The 22,006-nt window shown below is 63.2% G+C and carries 18 protein-coding genes and 1 pseudogene; 9 read left to right on the plus strand and 10 right to left on the minus strand.

Annotation, left to right across the window (positions count from 1 at the left end; all coding sequences use genetic code 11):
- The 3 genes and pseudogenes from ACQKEN_RS23915 to ACQKEN_RS23925 form a co-directional block, all read left to right on the plus strand.
- Positions 1-96: pseudogene (locus ACQKEN_RS23915) on the plus strand (gfo/Idh/MocA family oxidoreductase); the annotation flags it as partial.
- A gap of 590 nt (positions 97-686) precedes the next feature.
- Entirely contained in the window at positions 687-1,538 is an 852-nt protein-coding gene (locus ACQKEN_RS23920) for a GNAT family N-acetyltransferase (RefSeq protein WP_427689291.1), read from the plus strand.
- 22 nt (positions 1,539-1,560) lie between these two features.
- Positions 1,561-2,274 carry a cupin domain-containing protein gene (locus ACQKEN_RS23925; RefSeq protein WP_427689292.1) on the plus strand — a complete coding sequence of 238 codons (714 nt, stop codon included), beginning with the start codon at positions 1,561-1,563 and terminating at the stop codon, positions 2,272-2,274.
- Between the two features lie 978 nt (positions 2,275-3,252).
- Here the strand turns inward: ACQKEN_RS23925 and ACQKEN_RS23930 are convergent.
- Positions 3,253-4,137 carry a LysR family transcriptional regulator gene (locus tag ACQKEN_RS23930; protein WP_427689293.1) on the minus strand — a complete coding sequence of 295 codons (885 nt, stop codon included), beginning with the start codon at positions 4,135-4,137 and terminating at the stop codon, positions 3,253-3,255.
- Positions 4,138-4,232: 95 nt separating this feature from the next.
- On the opposite strand from ACQKEN_RS23930, the gene ACQKEN_RS23935 reads away from it, so the two are divergent.
- From ACQKEN_RS23935 to ACQKEN_RS23955, 5 genes are all read left to right on the plus strand, one after another.
- The gene (locus ACQKEN_RS23935; RefSeq protein ID WP_427689294.1) at positions 4,233-5,369 is read left to right on the plus strand and encodes a DSD1 family PLP-dependent enzyme; all 1,137 of its coding nucleotides are present in this window, start codon (positions 4,233-4,235) and stop codon (positions 5,367-5,369) included.
- Positions 5,359-5,793, plus strand: a complete 435-nt coding sequence (locus ACQKEN_RS23940; protein WP_427689295.1) for a RidA family protein — start codon at positions 5,359-5,361, stop codon at positions 5,791-5,793. The genes ACQKEN_RS23935 and ACQKEN_RS23940 overlap by 11 nt, the downstream gene beginning before the upstream one ends.
- The gene (locus ACQKEN_RS23945) at positions 5,790-6,971 is read left to right on the plus strand and encodes an NAD(P)/FAD-dependent oxidoreductase (protein WP_427689296.1); all 1,182 of its coding nucleotides are present in this window, start codon (positions 5,790-5,792) and stop codon (positions 6,969-6,971) included. Before ACQKEN_RS23940 ends, ACQKEN_RS23945 begins: the two co-directional genes overlap by 4 nt.
- Positions 6,968-7,813 carry a GNAT family N-acetyltransferase gene (locus ACQKEN_RS23950; RefSeq protein WP_427689297.1) on the plus strand — a complete coding sequence of 282 codons (846 nt, stop codon included), beginning with the start codon at positions 6,968-6,970 and terminating at the stop codon, positions 7,811-7,813. Before ACQKEN_RS23945 ends, ACQKEN_RS23950 begins: the two co-directional genes overlap by 4 nt.
- Before the next feature lie 583 nt (positions 7,814-8,396).
- On the plus strand, positions 8,397-9,860 hold the full coding sequence (locus ACQKEN_RS23955) for an aldehyde dehydrogenase family protein (protein WP_427689298.1): 1,464 nt from the start codon (positions 8,397-8,399) through the stop codon (positions 9,858-9,860).
- Positions 9,861-10,098: 238 nt separating this feature from the next.
- Here ACQKEN_RS23955 and pepN read toward each other — a convergent pair whose 3' ends face one another.
- Genes pepN through ACQKEN_RS23985 form a run of 6 tightly spaced genes read right to left on the minus strand, consistent with a single transcriptional unit; the run spans position 10,099 to position 16,672 of the window.
- On the minus strand, positions 10,099-12,795 hold the full coding sequence (gene pepN, locus ACQKEN_RS23960; RefSeq protein ID WP_427689299.1) for an aminopeptidase N: 2,697 nt from the start codon (positions 12,793-12,795) through the stop codon (positions 10,099-10,101).
- Positions 12,796-12,824: 29 nt separating this feature from the next.
- Positions 12,825-13,655, minus strand: coding sequence for a DUF2797 domain-containing protein (locus tag ACQKEN_RS23965; protein ID WP_427689300.1), 831 nt, complete (start codon positions 13,653-13,655; stop codon positions 12,825-12,827).
- On the minus strand, positions 13,652-13,912 hold the full coding sequence (locus tag ACQKEN_RS23970) for a YeaC family protein (RefSeq protein ID WP_074888021.1): 261 nt from the start codon (positions 13,910-13,912) through the stop codon (positions 13,652-13,654). Before ACQKEN_RS23970 ends, ACQKEN_RS23965 begins: the two co-directional genes overlap by 4 nt.
- A gap of 29 nt (positions 13,913-13,941) precedes the next feature.
- Positions 13,942-14,814 carry a rhomboid family intramembrane serine protease gene (locus tag ACQKEN_RS23975; RefSeq protein ID WP_427689301.1) on the minus strand — a complete coding sequence of 291 codons (873 nt, stop codon included), beginning with the start codon at positions 14,812-14,814 and terminating at the stop codon, positions 13,942-13,944.
- Positions 14,811-15,785: a metallophosphoesterase gene (locus ACQKEN_RS23980; RefSeq protein ID WP_427689310.1), complete on the minus strand. Its 975-nt coding sequence runs from the start codon at positions 15,783-15,785 to the stop codon at positions 14,811-14,813. Before ACQKEN_RS23980 ends, ACQKEN_RS23975 begins: the two co-directional genes overlap by 4 nt.
- A complete protein-coding gene (locus tag ACQKEN_RS23985; RefSeq protein WP_037011709.1) occupies positions 15,782-16,672 on the minus strand; it encodes an NAD(+) kinase in 891 nt (296 codons plus the stop codon). Before ACQKEN_RS23985 ends, ACQKEN_RS23980 begins: the two co-directional genes overlap by 4 nt.
- A gap of 259 nt (positions 16,673-16,931) precedes the next feature.
- On the opposite strand from ACQKEN_RS23985, the gene ACQKEN_RS23990 reads away from it, so the two are divergent.
- A complete protein-coding gene (locus tag ACQKEN_RS23990; protein WP_427689302.1) occupies positions 16,932-17,978 on the plus strand; it encodes a DUF1853 family protein in 1,047 nt (348 codons plus the stop codon).
- On the opposite strand, the gene ACQKEN_RS23995 is transcribed toward ACQKEN_RS23990, so the two are convergent.
- From ACQKEN_RS23995 to ACQKEN_RS24005, 3 genes are all read right to left on the minus strand, one after another.
- Positions 17,941-19,224, minus strand: a complete 1,284-nt coding sequence (locus ACQKEN_RS23995; RefSeq protein WP_427689303.1) for an arsenic transporter — start codon at positions 19,222-19,224, stop codon at positions 17,941-17,943. The genes ACQKEN_RS23990 and ACQKEN_RS23995 overlap by 38 nt on opposite strands.
- Entirely contained in the window at positions 19,218-20,465 is a 1,248-nt protein-coding gene (locus ACQKEN_RS24000) for an MFS transporter (protein WP_427689304.1), read from the minus strand. Before ACQKEN_RS24000 ends, ACQKEN_RS23995 begins: the two co-directional genes overlap by 7 nt.
- Positions 20,466-20,616: 151 nt before the next feature.
- Positions 20,617-21,957 carry an MFS transporter gene (locus ACQKEN_RS24005; protein WP_427689305.1) on the minus strand — a complete coding sequence of 447 codons (1,341 nt, stop codon included), beginning with the start codon at positions 21,955-21,957 and terminating at the stop codon, positions 20,617-20,619.
- Positions 21,958-22,006 lie beyond the last annotated feature (49 nt).

A 22,006-nucleotide genomic window follows, 5' to 3' on the forward strand; every position in this document is an offset into this window, starting at 1 on the left:
GACCAGCACGTGCCGGCGATCCACGCCAGTGACCGCTTTGAACTGGTGGCCGTGGCGACGCTGGGTCAGCACTGTCCGGGCGTGCCCAATTTCAGGTTGAGTGTGGCAAGCGTTCGCTGCCCTGGCGGCGCGGCGGCCTCGTTGCAGCACAGGTTCATTACATCACTGTGAAATCAGCATATGCCGTCTAAAACGACCCGTGCTCAATACAAACCACCGTTTTGGTGGCTGGCCTCAGCAGAGTTTGCGGTGCGCGCCAGCCTTGGGCAGGGCCTGTGTTTGTGCGCTTTTAGGGGGCTTTTGTGAGGATTGCCGGGTGGAAAGGCTTAAGAATGGGGCTTGCGGCGGCAGATAATGTTGATCGTTCCCACGCTCCGCGTGGGAATGCCGCCCAGGACGCTCCGCGTCCCAACGCAGGCGAAGATCCTGCGGCCTGCGCAAGCTGACGCAGAGCGTCAGGGGATGCATTCCCACGCAGAGCGCGGGAACGATCATCGGGGCTGAAACGATAAAATCCGCCCCTGGCATTTGCTGCCGCCCTCACCCCGGATTTAAGTACGAAGTAGGGTCCCGTCCCCCGCCGCGGGACGAATCTGCCGAATATCCCGCGCCCTCTTGTCAGCCCTTTAATCAGGTGGGATACAGGCGCTCAGTGCTACTTGAATAACGCATCACGGAGCCTCGCCATGTCCGCCCTGCCGCACCCTTCTTATACCTACCGCCGGATGACCGTCGCCGACCTGACCGCCGCCCATGATCTGTCGGTGCAACTGAAATGGCCCCATCGCCTGGACGACTGGGCGATGCTGCATCGGGTCAGCGACGGCTTTGTGGTGATGGACGGCGGCCGCTTGATCGGCAGCGCCTTTGTCTGCCCGCAGGGGGATTTCGCGACCATCGGCCTGGTGATCGTCAGCAACGATTACCAGGGCCAGGGCATTGGCCGCCGCTTGATGGAGACGGCCCTCGCCGCGTGCGAGCCGCGCACGCCGGTTCTCAACGCCACCGTCGCGGGCAAGCCGTTGTATGCCAGCCAGGGTTTTGTTGAGTTTGGTCGGGTGCAGCAGCATCAGGGCCAGGCCATCGTGCCGGCGCTGGTGGCGTTGGCTGACGGCGAAACCTGCCGCGCCCTCACCGCCGACGACCACGCCGCCCTTCTTGCCCTCGCCAAAGCCGCCAGCGGCCTGGACCGCCGCGATGTGCTGCGCGACCTGCAAGTCGAGCACGCCGTGGGCATCGAGCGTGACGGTCAGCTGCGCGGCTTCGCCCTGCTGCGGCCGTTTGGCCGCGGGCGCTGCATCGGGCCGGTGGTGGCAGAAGACATCCATCAGGCTCAACACCTGATCGCCGTCTTGCTGGCGCAGGTGCCGGACACGTTTGTGCGCATCGACATCCCTGTGACCTGCGGTCTCAGCGACTGGCTGGAAGCGTCGGGCCTGAAGAACGTCGACACCGTGGTGCAGATGGCGAGGGGCACTGCGCCCGAGGCCAGCCAGGGCGTGCACCCTTTCGCGCTGATCACTCAGGCGATCGGCTGACTTTTCTTACGGAGCATTCACCATGTCATCTCCCGGTATTTTGCTGTTGGCGCGCGCTGATGGCAGCGGCGTTTCTACGTCTTTCAGCTCGGCGCCGTTGAGCGCGCTCGATCCTTTTGCCGAGGCGCGAAATGTGGCGTGGCGCGGCGATGACGGGGTGTCGGCCGGGCTGGTGCGGTTCACCGGCGACGCGTTGATCGAGGACTTCCCCTACAGCGAGACGCTGGTGGTGCATGCAGGGCATGTGGTGTTGAGCAGCGCGGAGCAGACGCTGGAGTTGGGCGTCGGTGCCAGTGCGGTGATTGGCCGTGGCAGTCGGGTGGCGGTGCATGCCAGCAGTGGCAGTGAGTGGGCATTTTGTGCGGTGGATGTGGAGGATGCGGCTGCGCGTCCCGGGTTGACGCTGTTGCCGGCGCATCTGTGGCTGAATCCGTCGGCGACGCTGGAGCCGCCGATTTTGATCGGGCCTGCGCCGCAGTGTCGGGCGTTGAGTCTGTTCGAGGATGAGGTGACGGAGCTGAAGGTGGGGATTTGGGATTCGACGCCTTATCAGCGCCATGGTCGTGCGCACCGGTTGCATGAGTTGATGCATCTGTTGGAGGGGAGCGTGACGCTGGCCGATGATGAGGGCGGTGAGGTGACGGTTAATCCGGGGGATACGGTGTTTGTGGTGAAGGGGGCGTTTTGTGCGTGGACGAGTGCGGTTTATGTGCGCAAGGTCTATGCGGTGAAGTGATTTTTCAGATCAAGATCAAGATCAAGGGCGTCTGCCTGGGGGCAGACTGTTTCGCCTTCGGCGAGTTACTTGGAAAAGCACCCCAAGTAACCAAGGGTGCTTGCTCCTGGTTGGGTTCCTCCTTCGTCGGAATACCCTCACTTCGGTCTCGCTCCGTGGGCCCGCGCCGAACGGACATCCATGTCCTGGCGGCGCTCTCGCCGCATCCATGCGGCTCGGCCCACTCCGCGTCGTCTGCGCTCGGCCTGCACCCAAGTCGCGTTCTGCGGTGTCTGGGCTTTCTGTGTATGAAGATCAAAAGCGCGCTTACGCTTAGTGGGACCGGCTTTAGCCGGGAAGCCTTTGATAGTGGGACCGGCTTCAGCCGGGAAGAGGCCAGTCTGGACGGCATCAATCTTGATCGTTCCCACGCTCCGCGTGGGAATGCATCCCCTGACGCTTCGCGTCACCGGTCTCACTGGCTCCACGCGGTGCTTTTTTGTGGGACCGGCTTTAGCCGGGAAGAGGCCAGTCTGGGCGGCATCAATCTTGATCGTTCCCACGCTCCGCGTGGGAATGCATCCTCTGACGCTCCGCGTCACCGGTCTGACTGATTTACGCGCGCTTTTGGTGGGACCGGCTTCAGCCGGGAAGCCTTTGATCTTGATCGTTCCCACGCTCCGCGTGGGAATGCATCCCATGACGCTCCGCGTCATCGGTCTCACTGATTTACGCGCGCTTTTAGTGGGACCGGCTTTAGCCGGGAAGCCTTTGATCATGATCGTTCCCACGCTCTGCGTGGGAATGCATCCCATGACGCTCCGCGTCACCGGTCTCACTGATTTACGCGCGCTTTTAGTGGGACCGGCTTTAGCCGGGAAGCCTTTGACAGTGGGACCGGCTTCAGCCGGGAAGTGCAGTCAAGGACGCGGAGCGTCCCAAGCTGCATTACCACGCGGAGCGTGGGAACGATCATCGGCGTGATGCCGGTGCGACTATTCACACCTTCAACGCATCTTCCAGAAACGCCACCAGCGCTTGCACCCTCGGACTCCTCAGTTTGCGGGAGGGCACGAGGAGGTTGACGGGGGCGCTGTCGAAGTTCCAGTCGGCGAGGACGCGGACGAGGTTGCCGCTGGCGATGGCGTCGCTGACGTCCCATTGCGAGCGCAGCACCAGGCCCAGGCCTTGTTCGGCCCAGCGGCGGGCGACGCTGCCGTCGTTGGTGAGCAGGGCCGGTTCGATACGCAGGGTTTTGCGGGCGGGGCCTTTGCGCAGGTGCCAGAGCGTGACGTCTTCGTCGTTCTCGCGGATGCAGATGCAGCGATGGGCGCTGAGTTGGTCCGGCGAGGTCGGCTCGCCGTGTGCTTGCAGGTAGGCCGGGCTTGCGCACAGCCAGCGTTCGTTGGGTGAGAGTTGCCGCGCGGTCCACAGGCTGTCGTTGAGGTGACCGATGTGGATCACCGCGTCGCTGTCGTGGCGATCCGGCCAGGGGGTTTCGCGCAGGTCCAGGTGCAGGCACAGCTGCGGATGCAGCCGGATGAAACGCGCCAGCAGGGGCGCCAGTCGCTGGCGTCCGAAACCGAAGGGCGCCGCCAGCCGCAGGGTGCCCGCCAGTCTTTCGTCCTTTTGCCGGAAGGATTCCGGGAGCGCTTCCAGCTGTTCCAGCAACAGCGCGCTTTCCCGGGAGAAGCGTTCGCCGTCGGCCGTCAGGCTCAAGCGGCGGGCGTCGCGGTTAGCGAGGGTCAGGCCCAGCAGCGTCTCCAGTTTACGCAGGCGCATGGACAGTGCCGGCGGCGAAACATTGAGCGCTCTGGCCGCCGCACTCAGGGATTCGGCGCGGCTCAATGCGACCGCCAGCCGCAGGTCTTCGATGGAGATCATTCACTTTTACTTAATGATTGATGAGACTGGATTGAACCACACCTTAACGACAGCTGAGTAGAGTGCAGCCTGTCCCTCGCCACCCGAGTTCCGTCATGTCTATGCCGATCGCCTCACTCGACACCCCCGCCGCGCTGGTGGACGTCCCGCGCATGCAGCGCAATATCCAGCGCATGCAGCAGCGCATGGACAGCCTTGGCGTACGTTTGCGTCCCCACGTCAAGACCAGCAAATGCCTGCCGGTGATTCAGGCGCAGATCGCGGCCGGTGCGAGCGGCGTGACGGTGTCCACGCTGAAAGAAGCCGAACACTGTTTTAACCAGGGCATCAACGACGTGTTGTATGGGGTCGCCATCGCACCCGGCAAGTTAGTTCAGGCGCTGGCGTTGCGGCGCGCCGGCTGCAACCTGAGCGTGCTCACCGATAGCGTTCAGGGCGCCTATGCCATCGTCGCCTTCGCGAAGGAGCACGATGAACGACTCCCCGTCTGGATTGAGGTGGACTGCGACGGCCATCGCTCGGGCCTCGCCGCTGAGGACCCGGCGCTGATCGACGTGGCACGCATCCTCATCGACGGGGGCGTACAACTGCGCGGCGTGATGACCCACGCCGGTTCCAGCTACGAACTCGATAACCCCGAAGCCCTGCAGGCCCTCGCCGAACAGGAGCGCGCCCTCTGCGTTCGCGCCGCTCAACGCATACGTGACGCCGGGATGGACTGCCCGGACGTCAGCATCGGCTCCACGCCCACAGCCCTATCCGCCCTGAATCTGGATGGCGTGACGGAAGTACGTGCCGGTGTGTATGTGTTTTTCGATCTGGTCATGCACAACATCGGCGTCTGCCAGGCCGACGAGTTGGCGCTGAGCGTGCTGACCACGGTGATCGGCCATCAGCAGGAAAAGGGCTGGATCATTACCGACGCCGGCTGGATGGCCATGAGTCGTGATCGCGGCACCCAGCGTCAGCGTCACGATTTCGGTTACGGCCAGGTGTGCACTGAAACGGGCGAGTGGATCGAAGGGGCGTTGGTCACCGGCGCCAATCAGGAGCACGGGATCATTACCCTGGGCGACGCCGACAGTACCGACCTCGCCACGCGTTTCCCCATTGGCAGTCGCCTGCGCATTCTGCCCAACCACGCATGCGCCACCGGCGCACAGTTTCCGGACTATCACGCCCTCGACGCCGACGGCGCGGTGCACACCTGGAGTCGTCTGCATGGCTGGTGATCTCGACATCATTCACACGGCCGACGCGGCGGCGCCGGGCGGGCACTATTCCCAGGCAGTGGCGTACGGCGGCGTGGTCTACGTGTCCGGCCAATTGCCGGTGCGGGCCAATGGCGAGCACAGCGCCGATCAACCGTTCGAAGTGCAGGCCTCGATTGCCCTCAACAACCTCATGGCGATCCTCCGGCAAGCGGGTTTGAGCCCAACCGACTTGCTGAAAGTAACGGTCTATGTGGTGGGCATTGAACACTGGCCGGCGTTTGATCGACTCTATGCGCAGTGCCTGGGCGAGCACCGGCCCGCCCGCGCCGTGGTGCCGGTCCCGGTTTTGCATCACGGTTACCTGATCGAAATAGAAGCAATCGCGCGGGACCTGCAGCCCCGTGGCCTGCAACACCGTCACCTGCAAGAGGAACCTTCATGAACCCGCAAAAAAGCGATGTGCTGGTGATCGGCGGCGGCGTCATGGGCGCCTCGTCGACGTTTTTTCTGCAACGGCGCGGCTGCTCGGTGACCCTGCTGGAGCGCGACCAGATCGGTCAGTACGCCAGCGGCGTGAACTTCGGCAACGTCCGTCGCCAAGGGCGCTATCTGGGTCAGCTCGAACTGGCAAACCGGTCGTGGGGATTGTGGAAACGCCTGCCGGAGCTGATCGACGACGACCTGGAATTCATCCCCAGCGGGCACATGCGCGTGTGCTATCGCGAGGACGAAATCGCCGAACTGGAAGCCTACGCCGCCGCGCCGGAAGCCGAGCAACTGGACCTGAAAATCTATCGCGGCGCCGAGTTGCACGAGCGTTTTGGTTTCCTCGGGCCGGAGGTGAAAGGCGGCTCCTACGCGCCCCACGATGGTCACGCCAACCCGCGTCTGGCGGCCCCGGCCTTTGCCCGCGCGGCCCGCCGCCTTGGCGCACGAATCGAAGAACGCACCGAAGTTGCCGACGTGCAAAAGGTCGGCGGACAGTTCCACGTCACCACCACCGACGGGCAGTTGTTCGTCGCCGAACAGCTGTTGATCACCGCTGGCGCGTGGGCAACCAAACTGTCTCAACAGTTCGATGAACCCGTGCCCCTGGAACCCAATGGCCCGCAGATGTCGGTGACGGAGCCTGTGCCCTACGCGTTGCCGACGGTGATCGGCGTGTTCACCAAGATCAAGGAAGAGGTGATCTACTTCCGGCAGATTCCCCGCGGCAACATCATCATCGGTGGCGGCGCCCGTTGTGCGCCGGACATGGTCAATCGCCGGGCATTTTTCAAGCCTGAAAGCCTGCTCAACCAGATGCGCCAGATGAAGCGGCTGGTACCCGGCGCCGAGAAACTCAACATCATCCGCACCTGGAGCGGCATCGAAAGCTACACGCCGGACTCGCTGCCGGTGATGGGCCCCAGCGGCATGGTCGACGGGCTGTTTTACGCCTTCGGCTTCTGCGGCCATGGCTTTCAGCTCGGCCCTGGCGTCGGTGACGTGATGGCCGAATTGATCAGCACCGGCAGCACCAGCACGTCCATCAGCCCCTTCGACATCCGCCGGTTTACCCAGCCATCACTCGTACCGCAATTGGCGACCAGCCTTCTCAGCACAGGAAAACTCATATGAGCGACGCCTACGTTTATCGCATGGCGACGGCGGCCGACATGCCCGCCGCCCACGCCCTCTCCGTGCAGTTGAAGTGGCCCCACCGCGAGGACGACTGGGCGATGGTGCAGCGCACGTCCGAGGGCTTTGTTGCTGAACATGAAGGGCAATTGGTGGGCGTGGCGTTTGCCTGTCATCAGGGGGCTTATTCCTCCATCGGACTAGTGATCGTCAGTGATCAGCACCAGAGCAAAGGCATTGGCCGCCAGCTAATGAACCTGTGCCTGGATGCCGCCGCGCCGCGCACGCCGATCCTCAACGCCACTGAATCGGGGGCGCCGCTGTATGTGAGCATGGGTTTTGTCGAGTACGCGCGGATTCAGCAACATCAGGGCGTGCCTCACATGCCGCCGGCTCTGGCTGCAACGGGAGACGCGCTGTGTCGTGAAGTGACCGAGGCCGAATATCCTCAGGTGATCGAACTAGCCAATGCCGGCAGCGGACTGGACCGCACGGCGGTGCTCAACGATCTGCTGCCGATAGCGGAGTGCGTGGTGGGCATCGAGGTGGACGGGCAACTGAAGGGATGCGCCCTGCTCCGCCGGTTTGGTCGCGGGCATCTTATTGGGCCGGTGGTTGCGCAGGATCTGGCGCAGGCAAAACAGATGATCACGCACCTGCTGGGCCTGATCCCCGGCGCGTTTGTGCGTTTCGACATTCTGGCTGAATGCGGGCTGGTGGATTGGCTGGAGGGACTGGGGCTGCCGTGCGTTGATCGCGCGCCCCGCATGGTGCTGGGCGAACCGCCGCGGTCGCGGGATGGCATTGCCCAGTTCGCGATGGTGACCCAGGCGATTGGGTGAACGTTGCCAGGCACGCCGCGATGTGTAGGACCGGCTTCAGCCGGGAAAGCGTCAGGCGTCACACCGCAAAATTGTGGGTGCTCATGCCGGCCTCTTCCCGGCTGAAGCCGGTCCCACTATTTGAATGCGGTCATCCTGTGGGACCGGCTTTAGCCGGGAAAGCGTCAGGCGTCACACCGCAAAATTGTGGATGCTCATGCGGGCCTCTTCCCGGCTGAAGCCGGTCCCACTATTTGAATGCGGTCATCCTGTGGGACCGGCTTTAGCCGGGAAAGCGTCAGGCGCCACACCGCGAAATTATGGGTGCTCATGCGGGCCTCTTCCCGGCTAAAGCCAGTCCTACAAAAACAGACCGCATGCACACCGCCACTCAGGCAGCGCACGACTTTGTGGGACCGGCTTTAGCCGGGAAGGCGTCAGGTGTCACGCCGCGAAATTGATGGCCTACACACCGGCGGATTCAGCAGATTCTCCCTTGCAGACCGCAACAACGGCATCTTTTGCCTGGCCCGGTTTGTTAGCGTATCGAGACGTCAGGACTCGCTGTTCGCCGCCCTTATCACCGCTCCAGGGAGCTAGCTGGATGACCTCATACGCTTCAAATACCCACGGCATCGAGCTGCAAAACGCCGGGCAGTTCTACATCAACGGCGAGTGGACATCCCCCGCTATCCACGCCAGTTTGCCCGTGGTCAACCCGGCCACTGAAGAGGTGGTCGCCGAGGTCGCGCGGGGTTCGGCCGAGGACGTTGATCGGGCTGTCGCCGCAGCGCGCGCAGCCTTTCCTGGCTGGTCGGCGACGCCGGTCGTAGAACGCGCGTCGATCCTGAGCAAAATCCACGCGCTGATCCTTGAACGCAAAGAACCGCTCGCCCAGACCCTGTCCCTGGAAATGGGCGCGGCCATCAGTTTCTCCCGCGCCATGCAGGTGCCGCTTGCCGCCGAGCACGTGCGGGTCGCCCGGGATCTGCTCTCCACTTACCCGTTCAGAACCGTTGAAGGCACCACCGCCATCGAACGCGAGGCCATCGGCGTCTGCGGCCTGATCACCCCGTGGAACTGGCCGCTGTACCAGATCACCGCCAAAGTCGCGCCGGCCCTCGCCGCCGGTTGCACCGTGGTCCTCAAACCCAGCGAGCTGTCGCCGTTGAGCGCCCTGCTGTTCGCCCAACTGGTCCACGACGCCGGCCTGCCCCCCGGCGTGTTCAATCTGGTCAACGGCAGCGGCGCGGACGTCGGCGCCGCCATCGCCGCCCACCCCGACATCGACATGATCTCCATTACAGGCTCGAACCGCGCCGGCGCCCTCGTCGCGCAAGCGGCGGCGGTCACGGTGAAACGCGTGACCCAGGAGCTGGGCGGCAAGTCGCCGAACGTCATGCTGCCCGACGCCGACTTCACCAAGGTCGTGCCGCTGGGGGTGATGTCGGCCTTGCGCAACGTCGGCCAGTCGTGCAGCGCGCCGACCCGGATGATCGTGCCCCGCGCCCGCCTCGCCGAAGTCGAAGCACTGGCCGCCGCCACCGCCAACGCGTTGATCGTCGGTGATCCGCAGTCCCCTGAAACCCAACTCGGGCCGATTGCCAACGAAGCCCAGTTCAGCCGCGTCCAGGCGATGATCCACGCCGGCATCAGCGAAGGCGCGAAACTGCTGTGCGGCGGACCGGGCCGCGTGCAAGGGTTTGAAAAAGGTTATTACACCAAGCCCACGGTGTTCTCCGAAGTCGAATCAGCGATGCGCATCGCCCAAGAGGAAATCTTCGGCCCGGTGCTGTGCATCCTGGCCTATGACTCCATCGACGAAGCCGTGGCCATCGCCAACGACACGGTCTATGGCCTGGGCGCCCACGTGCAGGCGCAGGACCTGGAATTGGGCCGCGCCGTCGCCTCGCGGATCCGTGCCGGACAAGTCCACCTGAACCATCCGGCGTGGGACCCCATGGCACCCTTTGGCGGCTACAAGCGCTCTGGCAATGGCCGCGAGTACGGCGTGATGGGATTTGAGGAGTACCTGGAGACCAAGGCGATTATCGGCTTCAACGCCTGATCCCCCGCTCGCCGGAACCCTCGGACGTCTCGACGTGTGGGACCGGCTTCAGCCGGGAAGGCGTCATTCGTGACACCGCAAAATGGATGGCGCACAAACCGGCCTCTTCCCGGCTAAAGCCAGTCCTGCCAAGGTAGCGCGTGCAAGGCAGCATCCGAAGCCGCTAAAACCATAAATCAGCGGCCAAAAAAAAGGGCTGTCCGCGCAAACGGACAGCCCTTTTCAACATCCGCCCGACTTACGCCAGGCTTTTGCTCACCACTTCATACACGTCTGGCGACAGCGGGCCGGAGGCGAGGATGCGCTCCAGTTCCGCTTTCATCAGCGCTTGCCGCGCGCTGTCGTATTTGCGCCAGCGGGTCAGCGGCGCCAGTTGGCGGGACGCGATCTGCGGGTTGAAGCCGTTCAGTTCGATGACCAGATCGGCCAGGAAGCGATAGCCCGAGCCATCCGCTGCATGGAAGTTGATCAGGTTCTGCCCGGCAAAGGCGCCGATCAAGGCACGCACCTTGTTCGGGTTCTTCATCGTGAACGCCGGGTGCTGCATCAGCGCTTTCACGCGCTCCAGCCCGCCCGGCAAGGTGCTGCCGGCCTGCACGCTGAACCACTGATCCATGACCAGCGCGTTGTCCTTGAAGTTTTCCGCGAACACTTCCAGCGCCTTGGCCTTCTCGCCGTCGAACGGCGAATTCACCAGCACGGCCAGCGCGGTCAGGCGCTCGGTCATGTTGTCGGCGGTGTCGAACTGGTCGATGGCGGCGGCCAGCACCTCCGGCTTGCCGGTCAGCATCAGGTACGACAGGGCGATGTTCTGCAGCGCACGGCGAGCGAAGTGCTCGGACGCAGCCACATAAGGCGTCTGCTTCGACAGCTCGCGGTTGGTCTGGTAACGCTGCCACAACGCGTTGCTCAGGCTGTCGGCCAATTGCTGACGGGCAAATTCGCGCGCGGCGTGGATCGCATCGACGTCAGCCACTTCGCTGATTTCGATCAGATACGCCTCGCCCGGCAGCGAGAGCATTTCCGCGACCATGGCCTGATCCAGGCTTTCGTCGGTCAGCACGGCGTGCAGCGCGGTAATCAGACGCTGATCCATGACCAGCGGCTCGCCCTTCTGGTGCTGGGCGATCAAATCCTGCAGCACCTGAACCGACAGTTGCTGACCGGCATCCCAGCGGTTGAAGCCGTCGCTGTCGTGCTGCATCAGGAACATCAGCTGATCGCGGTTGTACGGGAAGCTCAGTTTCACCGGCGCCGAGAACCCGCGCAGCAGCGAAGGCAGCGGCTGCTCGGCGATGTCGATGAAGGTGAAGGTCTGCTCGGCTTCGGTCACCGAGAGCACGCGGGAGGTGTTCACCGCCGGGGCCTCGCCGTGCAAGCGCAGCGGAAGCTCCTGACCCTGGGCGTCCAGCAGGCCCATGGCGACCGGGATCACAAACGGCAGCTTCTGATCGCCCGGCTGGCCCGGCGTGGTCGGCGTGCTCTGACGGAAGGTCAGGCTGTAGGTTTTTGCGGCAGCGTCGTAGGACTCACTGACCACAAGGCGCGGCGTGCCGGCCTGGGAGTACCAGCGCTTGAACTGGGTGAAGTCGACCCCATTGGCGTCTTCCATGGCCTTGACGAAGTCGTCGCAGGTCACGGCCTGGCCGTCGTGGCGCTCGAAGTACAGATCACTGCCCTTACGGAAGCCTTCGGCGCCCAGCAGCGTGTGGATCATGCCGACCACTTCCGAACCCTTCTCATACACGGTCAGGGTGTAGAAGTTGGAAATCTCGATGAAGCTGTCAGGGCGCACGGCGTGGGCCATGGGGCCTGCGTCTTCGGCGAACTGATGGGTGCGCAGGTAGGCGACGTCCTGGATGCGCTTGACCGTGGCCGAGTTCATGTCCGCCGAGAAGCCGGAATCACGGAACACCGTGAAGCCTTCCTTCAGCGACAGCTGGAACCAGTCGCGGCAGGTGACGCGGTTGCCGGTCCAGTTGTGGAAATACTCGTGGGCGACGATGGCTTCGACGCGCTGGTGGGCGGCGTCGGTGGCGGTTTCGGCGCGCGCCAGCACGGCGCTGGAGTTGAAGATGTTGAGGCCCTTGTTCTCCATGGCGCCCATGTTGAAGTCGTTGACGGCGACGATCATGAAGATGTCCAGATCGTATTCGCGGCCGTAGACCTCTTCGTCCCAGCGCATGGACTTCTTCAGGCTGTCCATGGCGTGCTGGCATTTGTCGACGTTTTCCGGCTCGACGAAGATGCGCAGCGTGACCTTGCGCTGGCTCATGGTGGTGAAGGTGTCTTCAATGCACCACAAGTCGCCGGCCACCAGCGCGAACAGGTAGGCCGGCTTCTTGAAAGGGTCTTCCCACGTCGCCCAGTGGCGGTCGCCGTCTTCGGACGGGCCGGCGGCGATCAGGTTGCCGTTGGACAGCAGGATCGGGAACGCCTGCTTGTTGGCGCTGACGGTCGTGGTGAATTTACTCATCACGTCCGGGCGGTCGAGGTAATAGGTGATCTTGCGGAAGCCCTCGGCCTCGCACTGGGTGCAGAACATGCCGCTGGATTTGTACAGGCCTTCCAGGGCGGTGTTGGTTTCCGGGTGAATCTTCACGGTGGTGTCGAGGGTGAAGGTCTCGGACGTCGGCTGCACGGTCAGGCTGTCGGAGGTCAGCTGGTAGCCGTTGTGTGACAGGTCGCCCTCGGACAGGTCGACATCCGCCAGTTTCACCGACAGCAGCTCAAGCTGCTGACCGTCGAGTTCCAGCGCCGGCAGGGCCGCACCCTGAGCCAGCGCGGCGCGCTCCGGGTTGCGGCGCATCACCAACTGCGCGTGGACCAGCGAGTGGTCGTCGAACAATTCGAACGTCAGGTGGGTCTCGTCAATGAGGTACTCAGGCGCCTGATAATCCTTCAGGTAAATCATTTTCGGCTGGTCGGTGCGCATGCTGTTGTCCCTTCTTCTGCTAATACGGGCTACTGATGCACGGCGAGTTGATACGCCGTGTATTTGCGAATATTGATCACGCCGGTGTCGAAGATCAGGTACTGCCCTTTGACGCCCATCAGGGTGCCTTCGGCGATCGGATCCTTGTCCAGGTTGAAGCTGACGATCTTGGTCGGGTAGGCCTCTACCGGGTATCGGATCTCGATGGGCTCGACATCGTTCATCACCTGAATGGCCTGCAGGCCAAAGCGCATCTGCAACGCGACCAGGCCTTCGGCGCAGGACTCGAACAGTTGCTCACGAATCGCCGCCAGATCAACCGCTGGTGCGTCGCCCTTGAGCAGCGCGCGCCAGTTGGTGCGGTCGGCCACCTGACTGCGGAACAGGTCTTCGACGAAACCCGACTGCTGGCGCGTGGCGCAACGGACGATCGGCAACGCCTGGCTGGCGCCCTGGTCCAGCCAGCGGGTGGGCAGCTGGGTGGCGCGGGTGATGCCGACTTTGACGCCCGACGAATTGGCCAGATAGACCACGTGGTCGGTCATGCAGAACTGCTCGCCCCACGCCGGATCGCGGCAGGTGCCATGCTCATGGTGGCAGCGTTCGGGGCTCATGATGCACAGATCGCACTGGGCCAGCTTGAGCATGCATGGGTAGCAATAACCCTGGCTGTAGCTGGTCTTGGTGCGCTTGCCGCAATGGCTGCAATGAATTGCACCCAGAAATTCAAGGCGCACGGTCTTGCCGATCAGCGGGTTGACCGGGATCTGTGAATCCCCCAGCCGGAACGCGTATTCCACCCGCGAGGCCTCAAGCCGCGCGGACATTTTGTTGACGGAGCCTCTGCCGATTTCAATCAATGAATGGAGTCCGATTTGAACAGGATATTGGGCACCGGCGCCGACTTCGACGCGCACTCTTGCGGGCCCATGTAGCCGATGCGCTGGTCTTCCGGAACGTTGCGCACTTCCCAGGCAATCAGCGCCTGCAGCGACAGCTCACGTTGTTCCTGGGTCAGCTTGCGGCCGTCGGACCATTTGCCGATTTCCACCGCCAGCTTCAGGCTTTCGTAGACGTCCGGGGTGATGTTTTCGATCATTTCGACAAAAGAGGACATTGGGTTCTCCCAGAATTAAGCGGGCGATTTTAATGTCTGCGGCGGGCCAGTGCACCGCCCACAAGACCTGTAGCACAACCGATGATCAGGCCGCCGACATGGGCGCCGTTGGCGATTTCGCCAAACCCGAGCACACCGACGACGCCGGACAGGCACACCACCAGCCAGATCAGCATCATCCCCAGAACACCGCGTGGTAAACGATACATGGGGTTGGGAGCGAGCAATTGAAAGATCCAGCAGTGGCCGAGCAGGCCATAAAGTACCCCGGACAGACCGCCGAACAGGCTCGGGCCGCTCCAGAAATACTGGCCGTAGTTGGAAAACGCGCTGAACGCCAGGGTCAGGCCGAGCAGCTGCCAGCTGCCCTGGCGCATTTCGATGCGCCGGCCCAGCTCCCAGAACCACAGCGCGTTCATCACCAGGTGCAGCAGGCCGAAGTGAATCAACATCGGGGTGACGACGCGCCACCACTGCCCCGCAGCCAGCGACGTTTCCACCGGCAGGAAGCTGATGTATTCGCCGTTGACGCGGAAGTCGTTGAAAGTCAGCCAGCTCAAGGCCTCGAAATTGTCGCCCAGCAACGTGACGCCCGCGACGATCAGGCAGATCAGCAAGATCACGCTGGTCACCGGACTGCTGCGCACTTGCACCAGCGGACTCGGCCTGCTCACGGCCACGACTTCTCGGCCCGGCGGCAACTGCGCGGTCGGGTCGCCTTCAGGGTATTGCTGATACAACTGGCGGACGTCATCGGCCAGCTGCGGTGCATCGGGCACCCACAGCACTTGCTCGCCGGCCTCTTCGCTGACCCGATGGGGCACGTTGAGGCGCCGCAGCAACTCGACGAAACCGCTCAGGTCGGTTTGAAGCGGCAGGCGTAAGACAGCAACCGGACTCATTGACCTATCTCCGGTCGGGTAACGTCGACCCAGACGAATTTATCCGGGTCGATCTGGGTTTCCTGATCCAGCCGGTAGGCGACCAGCTTGCCGTAGAGCACGGCGCTGTAATCCAGGCATGCCAGATTGGGACGGATCGGCGCGGGAACACCGCTGCGCCAGTAGTGGCCGACGAACAACAGGGGCTCATTGGCGCCGTACCGCAGCAGCGCGTTCTTCTCGCTGGGGGACAGCGGACGACGGGCCACCGGCTCCGGCAGCGCGTCAGGCTGAAACACCACGTCGCCGTAAGTCTGCGGGTCGTCTTCCCAGAACTTGGTGCGGAACGAGGCGCGGGTCAGGCCGTCGCCACCGGTCAGGGTCATGCCGTGGGGCAGGCGCATGTCGGTGCCGCGCAGCAGGCGATCGAACACCGCGCTGGCAAAACTGCCCGGCTCCGCCGACGCCTGCACGAAGGCCTGATCAATGCGACCGTCATGGTAAACGCTGCGCAACGGCGCGATCAGGCTGGCATCCCAACAGGCGTGGACGACACGGAAGCGCCCGGCGTCGATGAACAGCGGCAGTTGGTAAAACCATGTGAGAAAGTCGTTCCAGTCACCGGGATGCTGCTCGAACTGCGCCAGGGTTTCGCCCAGCAGGCGAGCATGGCGCGGCGTGTGTTCGCGCACCCACTCGTGGCCGCTGTCGGGCGGCGCTGGCGTACTCCAGCCCAGCGCGTTGAATTCATGGTTGCCCATGATGCAGAACGCCTGGCCGGCCTCGACCATGTCACGGACGATGTGCAGCGCTTCGCGAATGCGCGGGCCGCGGTCGATGATGTCGCCGAGGAACACGGCGATGCGTTCAGGGTGGCGCCAGACGCCGGCCTGAAAGCGGTAACCAAGGGTGTCGAGCAAGTGCTCAAGGGTCTGGGCACAACCATGCACGTCACCGATCAGATCGTAGCCACGCGCGGGATCGAGCATCAGTCGCTCCCGCCGCCAAGCCGACTGCCCCAACCGAGTTTGGTCCGGCAGACTTCGTAGTAGTTGTGGTCGAGGGGGTGAATGAGTCGCAGCTTCTGCGGCTTCTTTTTCACGGTCACGGTGTCACCCGGCGCGCAGGTGAAGTGGTTCTGGCCATCGCAGGAAACCTGTGGGTAGATCGTCATGTCCTTTGAGACAACGATTTTCAGCTCACTGTTTCCGTCGACGACAATCGGCCGGCCGGACAGCGTGTGCGGGTACATCGGCACGATGACAATGGCGTCGAGTTTGGGGTGCATGATCGGGCCGCCCGCCGACAGCGCGTAGGCCGTGGAGCCGGTGGGCGTCGCAACGATCAGGCCGTCGGCCTTCTGGCTGCAGACGAACTGGCCGTCGATGTAGATTTCGAATTCGATCATCCGCGTGGATTTGCCGGGGTGCAGTACGACGTCGTTGAGTGCGTCACCCTGGCCGATCGCTTCGCCGTGACGGCGCACTTCGGCCTGCAACAGGAAGCGGTTTTCCACCAGATAGTGGCCGTCGAGCACTTCGGCGACTTTGACTTCCAGCTCGTCGGGGCGGATATCGGTCAGGAAGCCCAGGCTGCCACGGTTGATGCCCAGCACCGGCACGTTGTGCTTGGCCAGCGCACGGGCGGCGCCGAGCAGGCTGCCGTCTCCGCCAACGACGATGACCATGTCGCAGACTTCACCGAGCATCTTGCGCGAAGACGTCTGCAGACCATGCCCCGGCAGGACCTCGGCGATGGCGTCTTCGAGGATCACATGCAGGTGCCGCGATATCAGGAATTTCTTGAGTCGGCGAACGGTCTCCACCACCTGGGTACTGCCCAGGCGACCAATAATGCCGATATTTCGAAATTGCTCCATGGGGCTCCCGCAGGCTTGATGCGTGTAAAGAACGCGATTATGGGCGAAGGGGTCGGGGGCGGCAAATGAAGCGCTCTAAGCACCGTGCTATCACCTCAAATCAGGCGCAAAAACAGAGCATCCGTAGGAGCCGGCTTGCTGGCGAATGCAGTGCGCCAGTCAGCGTATTGAGTGCTGGTTAATCGCGTTCGCCAGCAAGCCGGCTCCCACACGGGACTTGCATCAAACAGGCAAATGGCGTCGGGCGTCGACGGGGATAATGATCCGGTGGCTGCAACCGCCCATCACCCGCTATCCTGCCCCGATGAATAACCCGTTCCCGACCCTGAGCGCCCTGCCCCGTCAGCTGCGCACGCCCACCGTGCGTGACCTGGCGTGGGTGATCCTGTCACCGCCAATGCTGGCTGAAACCCGGTGGCCTCAACGTCACCCGCTCAGCGGCAGCGACTGGGTGCAGCACCCCGACGCGCTTGACGCTTTTTTAATGCAGCTGGACCAAGACGACAGCGCACTCAGCGACTGGCTGGCGAGAAGCTCGACGCGCCGGCTCGGGCTGTATTACGAGCGCCTCTGGCAATTCGCAATCCAGCACGCGCCCGGCGTCGAGTTGCTCGCGGCGAACCTGCCTATTCAGGGCGAAGGGCGCACGCTGGGCGAGTTGGACCTGCTGCTGAGGGACAGTCAAGGCGTTCACCACGTCGAGCTGGCGATCAAGCTCTACCTTGGGCAGCAGGATCAGGACGGCGACGATACGGCGCATTGGCTCGGCCCCGGCTCCGTCGACCGCCTGGACTTGAAGCTCGCCCACTTGAACCAGCATCAGTTGCCCATGTCGGCGCGCCCGGAAAGCGCAGCGATCCTCGCCGAACGCGGTGTGAACACCTTCAGCGCGTCGCTCTGGCTGGGGGGTTATCTGTTTTATCCGTGGTCCCTTTATCTCGGGCTTAGGACCGACGCCCCGCCACAAGGGGCACACCCTGAGCATCCGCGCGGCACGTGGCTGCATCAAAAGGACTGGCCGGGTTACGCAGAACAAACGCTGGAGGGCCGCTGGCAATTACTGCCGCGTCCGGCGTGGCTGGCACCGGCGCGCTGCGACGAGCCATGGACACCGCGCCAGTTTCAGGACTGGCTGGACGCCCTCGACCCGCTGGCGCCGGCGCAACTGCTGGTGCGCCTGACCCGGCACGCCGACGGCCATTGGGAAGAGGCCGAGCGGCTGTTTCTGGTGTCGGACCTGTGGCCGAACCTGCCGGATTCCAGCCGTGTTACAGGCTCAGTCGCAGCACCAGCGCCGCCAGGGTGATCAGCAGCACCGGCACGGTCAGCACGATGCCGACGCGGAAGTAATAGCCCCAGCCGATGGTCACGCCCTTCTTCGCCAGCACATGCAGCCACAACAAGGTGGCAAGACTGCCAATCGGGGTGATTTTCGGACCCAGGTCGCTGCCGATCACGTTGGCGTAAATCATCGCTTCCTGCAGCACGCCGTGGGCGTGGCTTGCATCAATGGACAACAGGCCGATCAGCACCGTCGGCAGGTTGTTCATCACCGACGACAACAGCGCCGTCAGCACGCCCGTGCCCATCGCGGCGCCCCAAAGACCATGTTCGGCGAAACGATCAAGCCAGGTCGCCAGGTAATCGGTCAGGCCCTGATTGCGCAGGCCGTACACCACCAGGTACATGCCCAGGGAGAAAATCACGATCTGCCACGGCGCGTCTTTCAGTACCTTGCGCGTGGAAATGCGGTGGCCTTTGGCGGCAATGCCCAGCAGGATCGCGGCGCACACGGCGGAGATCGCACTGATCGGAATCCCCAGCGGCTCCAGGGCAAAGCAGCCCACCAGCAAGATCCCCAGCACCCACCAACCGGTCATGAAGGTCGCGCGGTCCTTGATCGCCGAAGACGGCTCGGCCAGTTGCGAGGCGTCGAAGGTTTTCGGGATGTCGCGGCGAAAGAACAGCATCAGCACCGCCAGCGTAGCCGCGACGCTGACCAGATTGACCGGCACCATCACCGAGGCGTAGCGGTTGAAACCGATGCCGAAATAGTCGGCAGACACGATGTTGACCAGGTTGGAGACCACCAGCGGCAGGCTTGCGGTGTCGGCAATGAATCCCGCCGCCATCACGAAGGCCAGGGTGGTCGCCGGCGAAAAGCGTAGCGCCAGCAGCATCGACATGACGATGGGCGTGAGGATCAACGCCGCGCCGTCGTTGGCGAACAACGCCGACACCAGCGCGCCGAGCAGCACGATAAACGCGAACAGCCGCCGGCCCTTGCCGTTGCCCCAGCGCGCCACGTGCAGCGCGGCCCAGTTGAAAAAACCGGCCTCGTCGAGCAGCAGGCTGATGATGATCAGCGCAATGAACGTGCCGGTGGCGTTCCAGATGATGTGCCAGACCTGGGGGATGTCACTCAGGTGCACCACCCCGAAAATCAGCGCGAGCACTGCGCCAAAGGTTGCACTCCAGCCGACACCAAGGCCCTTGGGTTGCCAGATCACCAGGGTGATGGTGACCAGAAAAATCGCGACGGCTATCAACATCTTTTTGAAGTTCTCGGAAGCAGGATGGCGAGGATGCCCAACAGCGGCAGGTAGGAGCACAGCGTGTAGACATAGACGATGCCGTGAAGATCCGCGAGGTGACCCAATAATGCGGCGCCGATGCCGCCGAAGCCGAACATCAGGCCGAAAAAGATGCCAGCGATCATGCCGACGTTGCCCGGCACCAGTTCCTGGGCGTAGACCACGATGGCCGAAAACGCCGAAGCCAGAATGAAACCGATGATCACGCTGAGGACACTGGTCCAGAACAGATCCGCGTAGGGCAGCGCGATGGTGAACGGCGCCACGCCCAGAATCGAGAACCAGATCACCGCCTTGCGGCCGATGCGATCACCGATCGGCCCGCCGAAGAACGTGCCCGCCGCCACCGCTGCCAGGAACATGAACAAGTGCAGTTGCGAACTGGCGACCGACAACTGGAATTTGTCGATCAGGAAGAAGGTGAAGTAGCTGGTGAAGCTGGCCATGTAGAAGTATTTGGAGAACACCAGCAGCGCCAGCACCACCAGCGCGCTGGTCACCCGGCGTTTCGACAGCCCGTGGGTCGCCGCCTGGCCGGCCTTGATCTTGAACAGCGCCAGGTGCGCCTTGTACCAGCGGCTGATGGCGTACAGCAGACCGACGGAAAACAGCGCCACCAGCCCGAACCAGGCGATATGGCCCTGACCGAAGGGGATGATGATCGCCGCCGCCAGCAGCGGCCCGATGGCCGATCCGCTGTTGCCGCCCACCTGAAAGCTCGACTGCGCCAGACCAAAGCGCCCGCCAGAGGCCAGCCGGGCGATGCGTGAGGCTTCGGGATGGAAGGTCGACGAGCCGATGCCGATCAACCCTGCGGCGAGCAGAATCAGCGGGAAGCTGCCCACGGTCGCGAGCATCATCACGCCGCCCAGAATGCACAACGAACCGACCGGCAGCACCAATGGGTTGGGATGGCGATCGGTGTAGTAACCGACCCAGGGTTGCAGCAGCGACGCGGTGACCTGGAACGTAAGGGTGATCAGCCCTACCTGGGTAAAGCTCAGGCCGTACGAGGCCTTCAGCATCGGGTAGATCGAAGGCAGGATCGACTGGATCAGGTCATTGAGCAGGTGCGCCAACGCGACCGCACCAATGATGCGCATGACCAAGGGGCTTGATTGCGTTGATTGCGTTGATTGCGGGGCGGGAACGGGTTGGGTATCGGTCGCGGGCACGGTTGCAGGGCGGGTAACGGCCATCGGGTCCATCCATCGAACGTTGACGCGCCGTCGGACTCGTTACAGAACATGTCAGCGGCACAAGGGGTCGCCAATGTGCCATTTTTTGGGGCGCCGCTGCCATGTTTTGTTGCTGATTTGTGGGTCGGGTTTCTAGCGGCAGGAACGGAGGTCAGACCGCCGCCTGCAATCTCCCCCGCGCCGTCAGCGAACCTTCCACCTCATGCAGCGACACTTTGGACGTCTCCGGCAATGCCAGCCCGCCCGCCAGCGCCAGCAGCGCGATCACGATCAGGTAAAACGCCGGCGCCAGGTTGCTGCCCGTTGCGCCGATCAGCCAGGTCGCCACTAACGGTGCTGTTCCGCCGAAGATCGTGTACGCCATGTTGTAGGTGATCGCCGAAGCGGTGTAACGGGTGCGCGTAGGAAAGGTCTCCGACAACAGCGCCGCCGTCACCACGCCGCACAGGACAGCGCCAATCGCCAGCAACATCACGCCGACTATCGACGCCACAAACGAACCGGAACTGGCCATCAAAAAAGACGGATACACCACCACGATCAGCAGGACACAGGTGCTGAGCACTGTCTTGCGTCGCCCGACCTTGTCGGAAAACGCCCCGGCCACCGGACAGATCGCGGCGGCGAACAGCAAGGCAATCAACGACACCAGCAGCGCGGTCGCACGACTCAGCCCGCCCGCCACCTGCAAGTACGTCGCGAAGTACGTGGTGAACATGTAGAACGACAGCGCCGTCAGCGACACGAACGCGCCAAGGCAGCAAATCGCCGCGCCGTGGTTGCGCAGGGTTTCCTTGAGCGGCGAATGGGCGACCGCGTGTTCCTGCTTGACCGCCTGAAACGCCGGGGTTTCGTCCAGTTTCCAGCGCAGGTACAGCCCGACCAGCCCCAATGGCGCCGCGATCAGAAACGGCAGCCGCCAGCCCCAACTGCCCATGGCTTCGGTGCTCAAAGAGGCTTCCAGCGCGTAGGCAATGATCGCTGCCGCGGCGAACGCCGAAAAAGTCGATACCGGCACGAAGCTGCCATACCACGCCCGTTGCGTGCGTGGCGCGTGTTCCATCAAGTAAGCGCACGCCCCTGCATACTCGCCGCCAGCGGAAAAGCCCTGGGCGCAGCGGATGAGGGTGAGCAAGACGGGCGCCATCACGCCGATTGCCGCGTAGGTCGGCAGCAGACCGATGATCGTCGTCGCCCCGGCCATCAAGAGAATGGTGAACGCCAGCGTGCGCTTGCGGCCGATACGGTCGCCCAGCATGCCGAAAAACACCCCGCCCAGCGGCCGAAACGCGAAGGCCACGGCGAACACCGCGAAGGTTTTCAATAATGCCGCGCTGGCATCGCCGCTGGGGAAGAACTGCTGGGCGATGGTCGTGGCCAGAAAGCCGTACACCGCGAAGTCGAACCATTCGACGAAATTGCCGATGGCAGCCGCCACGATGACATTTCTCAAAGTGGCAGGATCAACCTGCTCAAGGACGGGAGTGGTCATGGAAACCTCGGCGCGCGTGGGAAAGATCCGATTATCGGCACAGCGCCCT

This window comes from Pseudomonas sp. NPDC078416 (assembly GCF_050268485.1).
In the GTDB taxonomy this organism is placed as follows: domain Bacteria; phylum Pseudomonadota; class Gammaproteobacteria; order Pseudomonadales; family Pseudomonadaceae; genus Aquipseudomonas.

What these genes read in the sequence shown, in the direction of transcription:
- ACQKEN_RS23920 (WP_427689291.1), top strand. Translation starts at nt 687, where the DNA reads ATGTCCGCCCTGCCGCACCCTTCTTATACCTACCGCCGGATGACCGTC.
- ACQKEN_RS23925 (WP_427689292.1), top strand. Translation starts at nt 1,561, where the DNA reads ATGTCATCTCCCGGTATTTTGCTGTTGGCGCGCGCTGATGGCAGCGGC.
- ACQKEN_RS23930 (WP_427689293.1), bottom strand. Translation starts at nt 4,137, where the DNA reads ATGATCTCCATCGAAGACCTGCGGCTGGCGGTCGCATTGAGCCGCGCC.
- ACQKEN_RS23935 (WP_427689294.1), top strand. Translation starts at nt 4,233, where the DNA reads ATGTCTATGCCGATCGCCTCACTCGACACCCCCGCCGCGCTGGTGGAC.
- ACQKEN_RS23940 (WP_427689295.1), top strand. Translation starts at nt 5,359, where the DNA reads ATGGCTGGTGATCTCGACATCATTCACACGGCCGACGCGGCGGCGCCG.
- ACQKEN_RS23945 (WP_427689296.1), top strand. Translation starts at nt 5,790, where the DNA reads ATGAACCCGCAAAAAAGCGATGTGCTGGTGATCGGCGGCGGCGTCATG.
- ACQKEN_RS23950 (WP_427689297.1), top strand. Translation starts at nt 6,968, where the DNA reads ATGAGCGACGCCTACGTTTATCGCATGGCGACGGCGGCCGACATGCCC.
- ACQKEN_RS23955 (WP_427689298.1), top strand. Translation starts at nt 8,397, where the DNA reads ATGACCTCATACGCTTCAAATACCCACGGCATCGAGCTGCAAAACGCC.
- pepN (WP_427689299.1), bottom strand. Translation starts at nt 12,795, where the DNA reads ATGCGCACCGACCAGCCGAAAATGATTTACCTGAAGGATTATCAGGCG.
- ACQKEN_RS23970 (WP_074888021.1), bottom strand. Translation starts at nt 13,912, where the DNA reads ATGTCCTCTTTTGTCGAAATGATCGAAAACATCACCCCGGACGTCTAC.
- ACQKEN_RS23975 (WP_427689301.1), bottom strand. Translation starts at nt 14,814, where the DNA reads ATGAGTCCGGTTGCTGTCTTACGCCTGCCGCTTCAAACCGACCTGAGC.
- ACQKEN_RS23985 (WP_037011709.1), bottom strand. Translation starts at nt 16,672, where the DNA reads ATGGAGCAATTTCGAAATATCGGCATTATTGGTCGCCTGGGCAGTACC.
- ACQKEN_RS23990 (WP_427689302.1), top strand. Translation starts at nt 16,932, where the DNA reads ATGATCCGGTGGCTGCAACCGCCCATCACCCGCTATCCTGCCCCGATG.
- ACQKEN_RS23995 (WP_427689303.1), bottom strand. Translation starts at nt 19,224, where the DNA reads ATGTTGATAGCCGTCGCGATTTTTCTGGTCACCATCACCCTGGTGATC.
- ACQKEN_RS24000 (WP_427689304.1), bottom strand. Translation starts at nt 20,465, where the DNA reads ATGGCCGTTACCCGCCCTGCAACCGTGCCCGCGACCGATACCCAACCC.
- ACQKEN_RS24005 (WP_427689305.1), bottom strand. Translation starts at nt 21,957, where the DNA reads ATGACCACTCCCGTCCTTGAGCAGGTTGATCCTGCCACTTTGAGAAAT.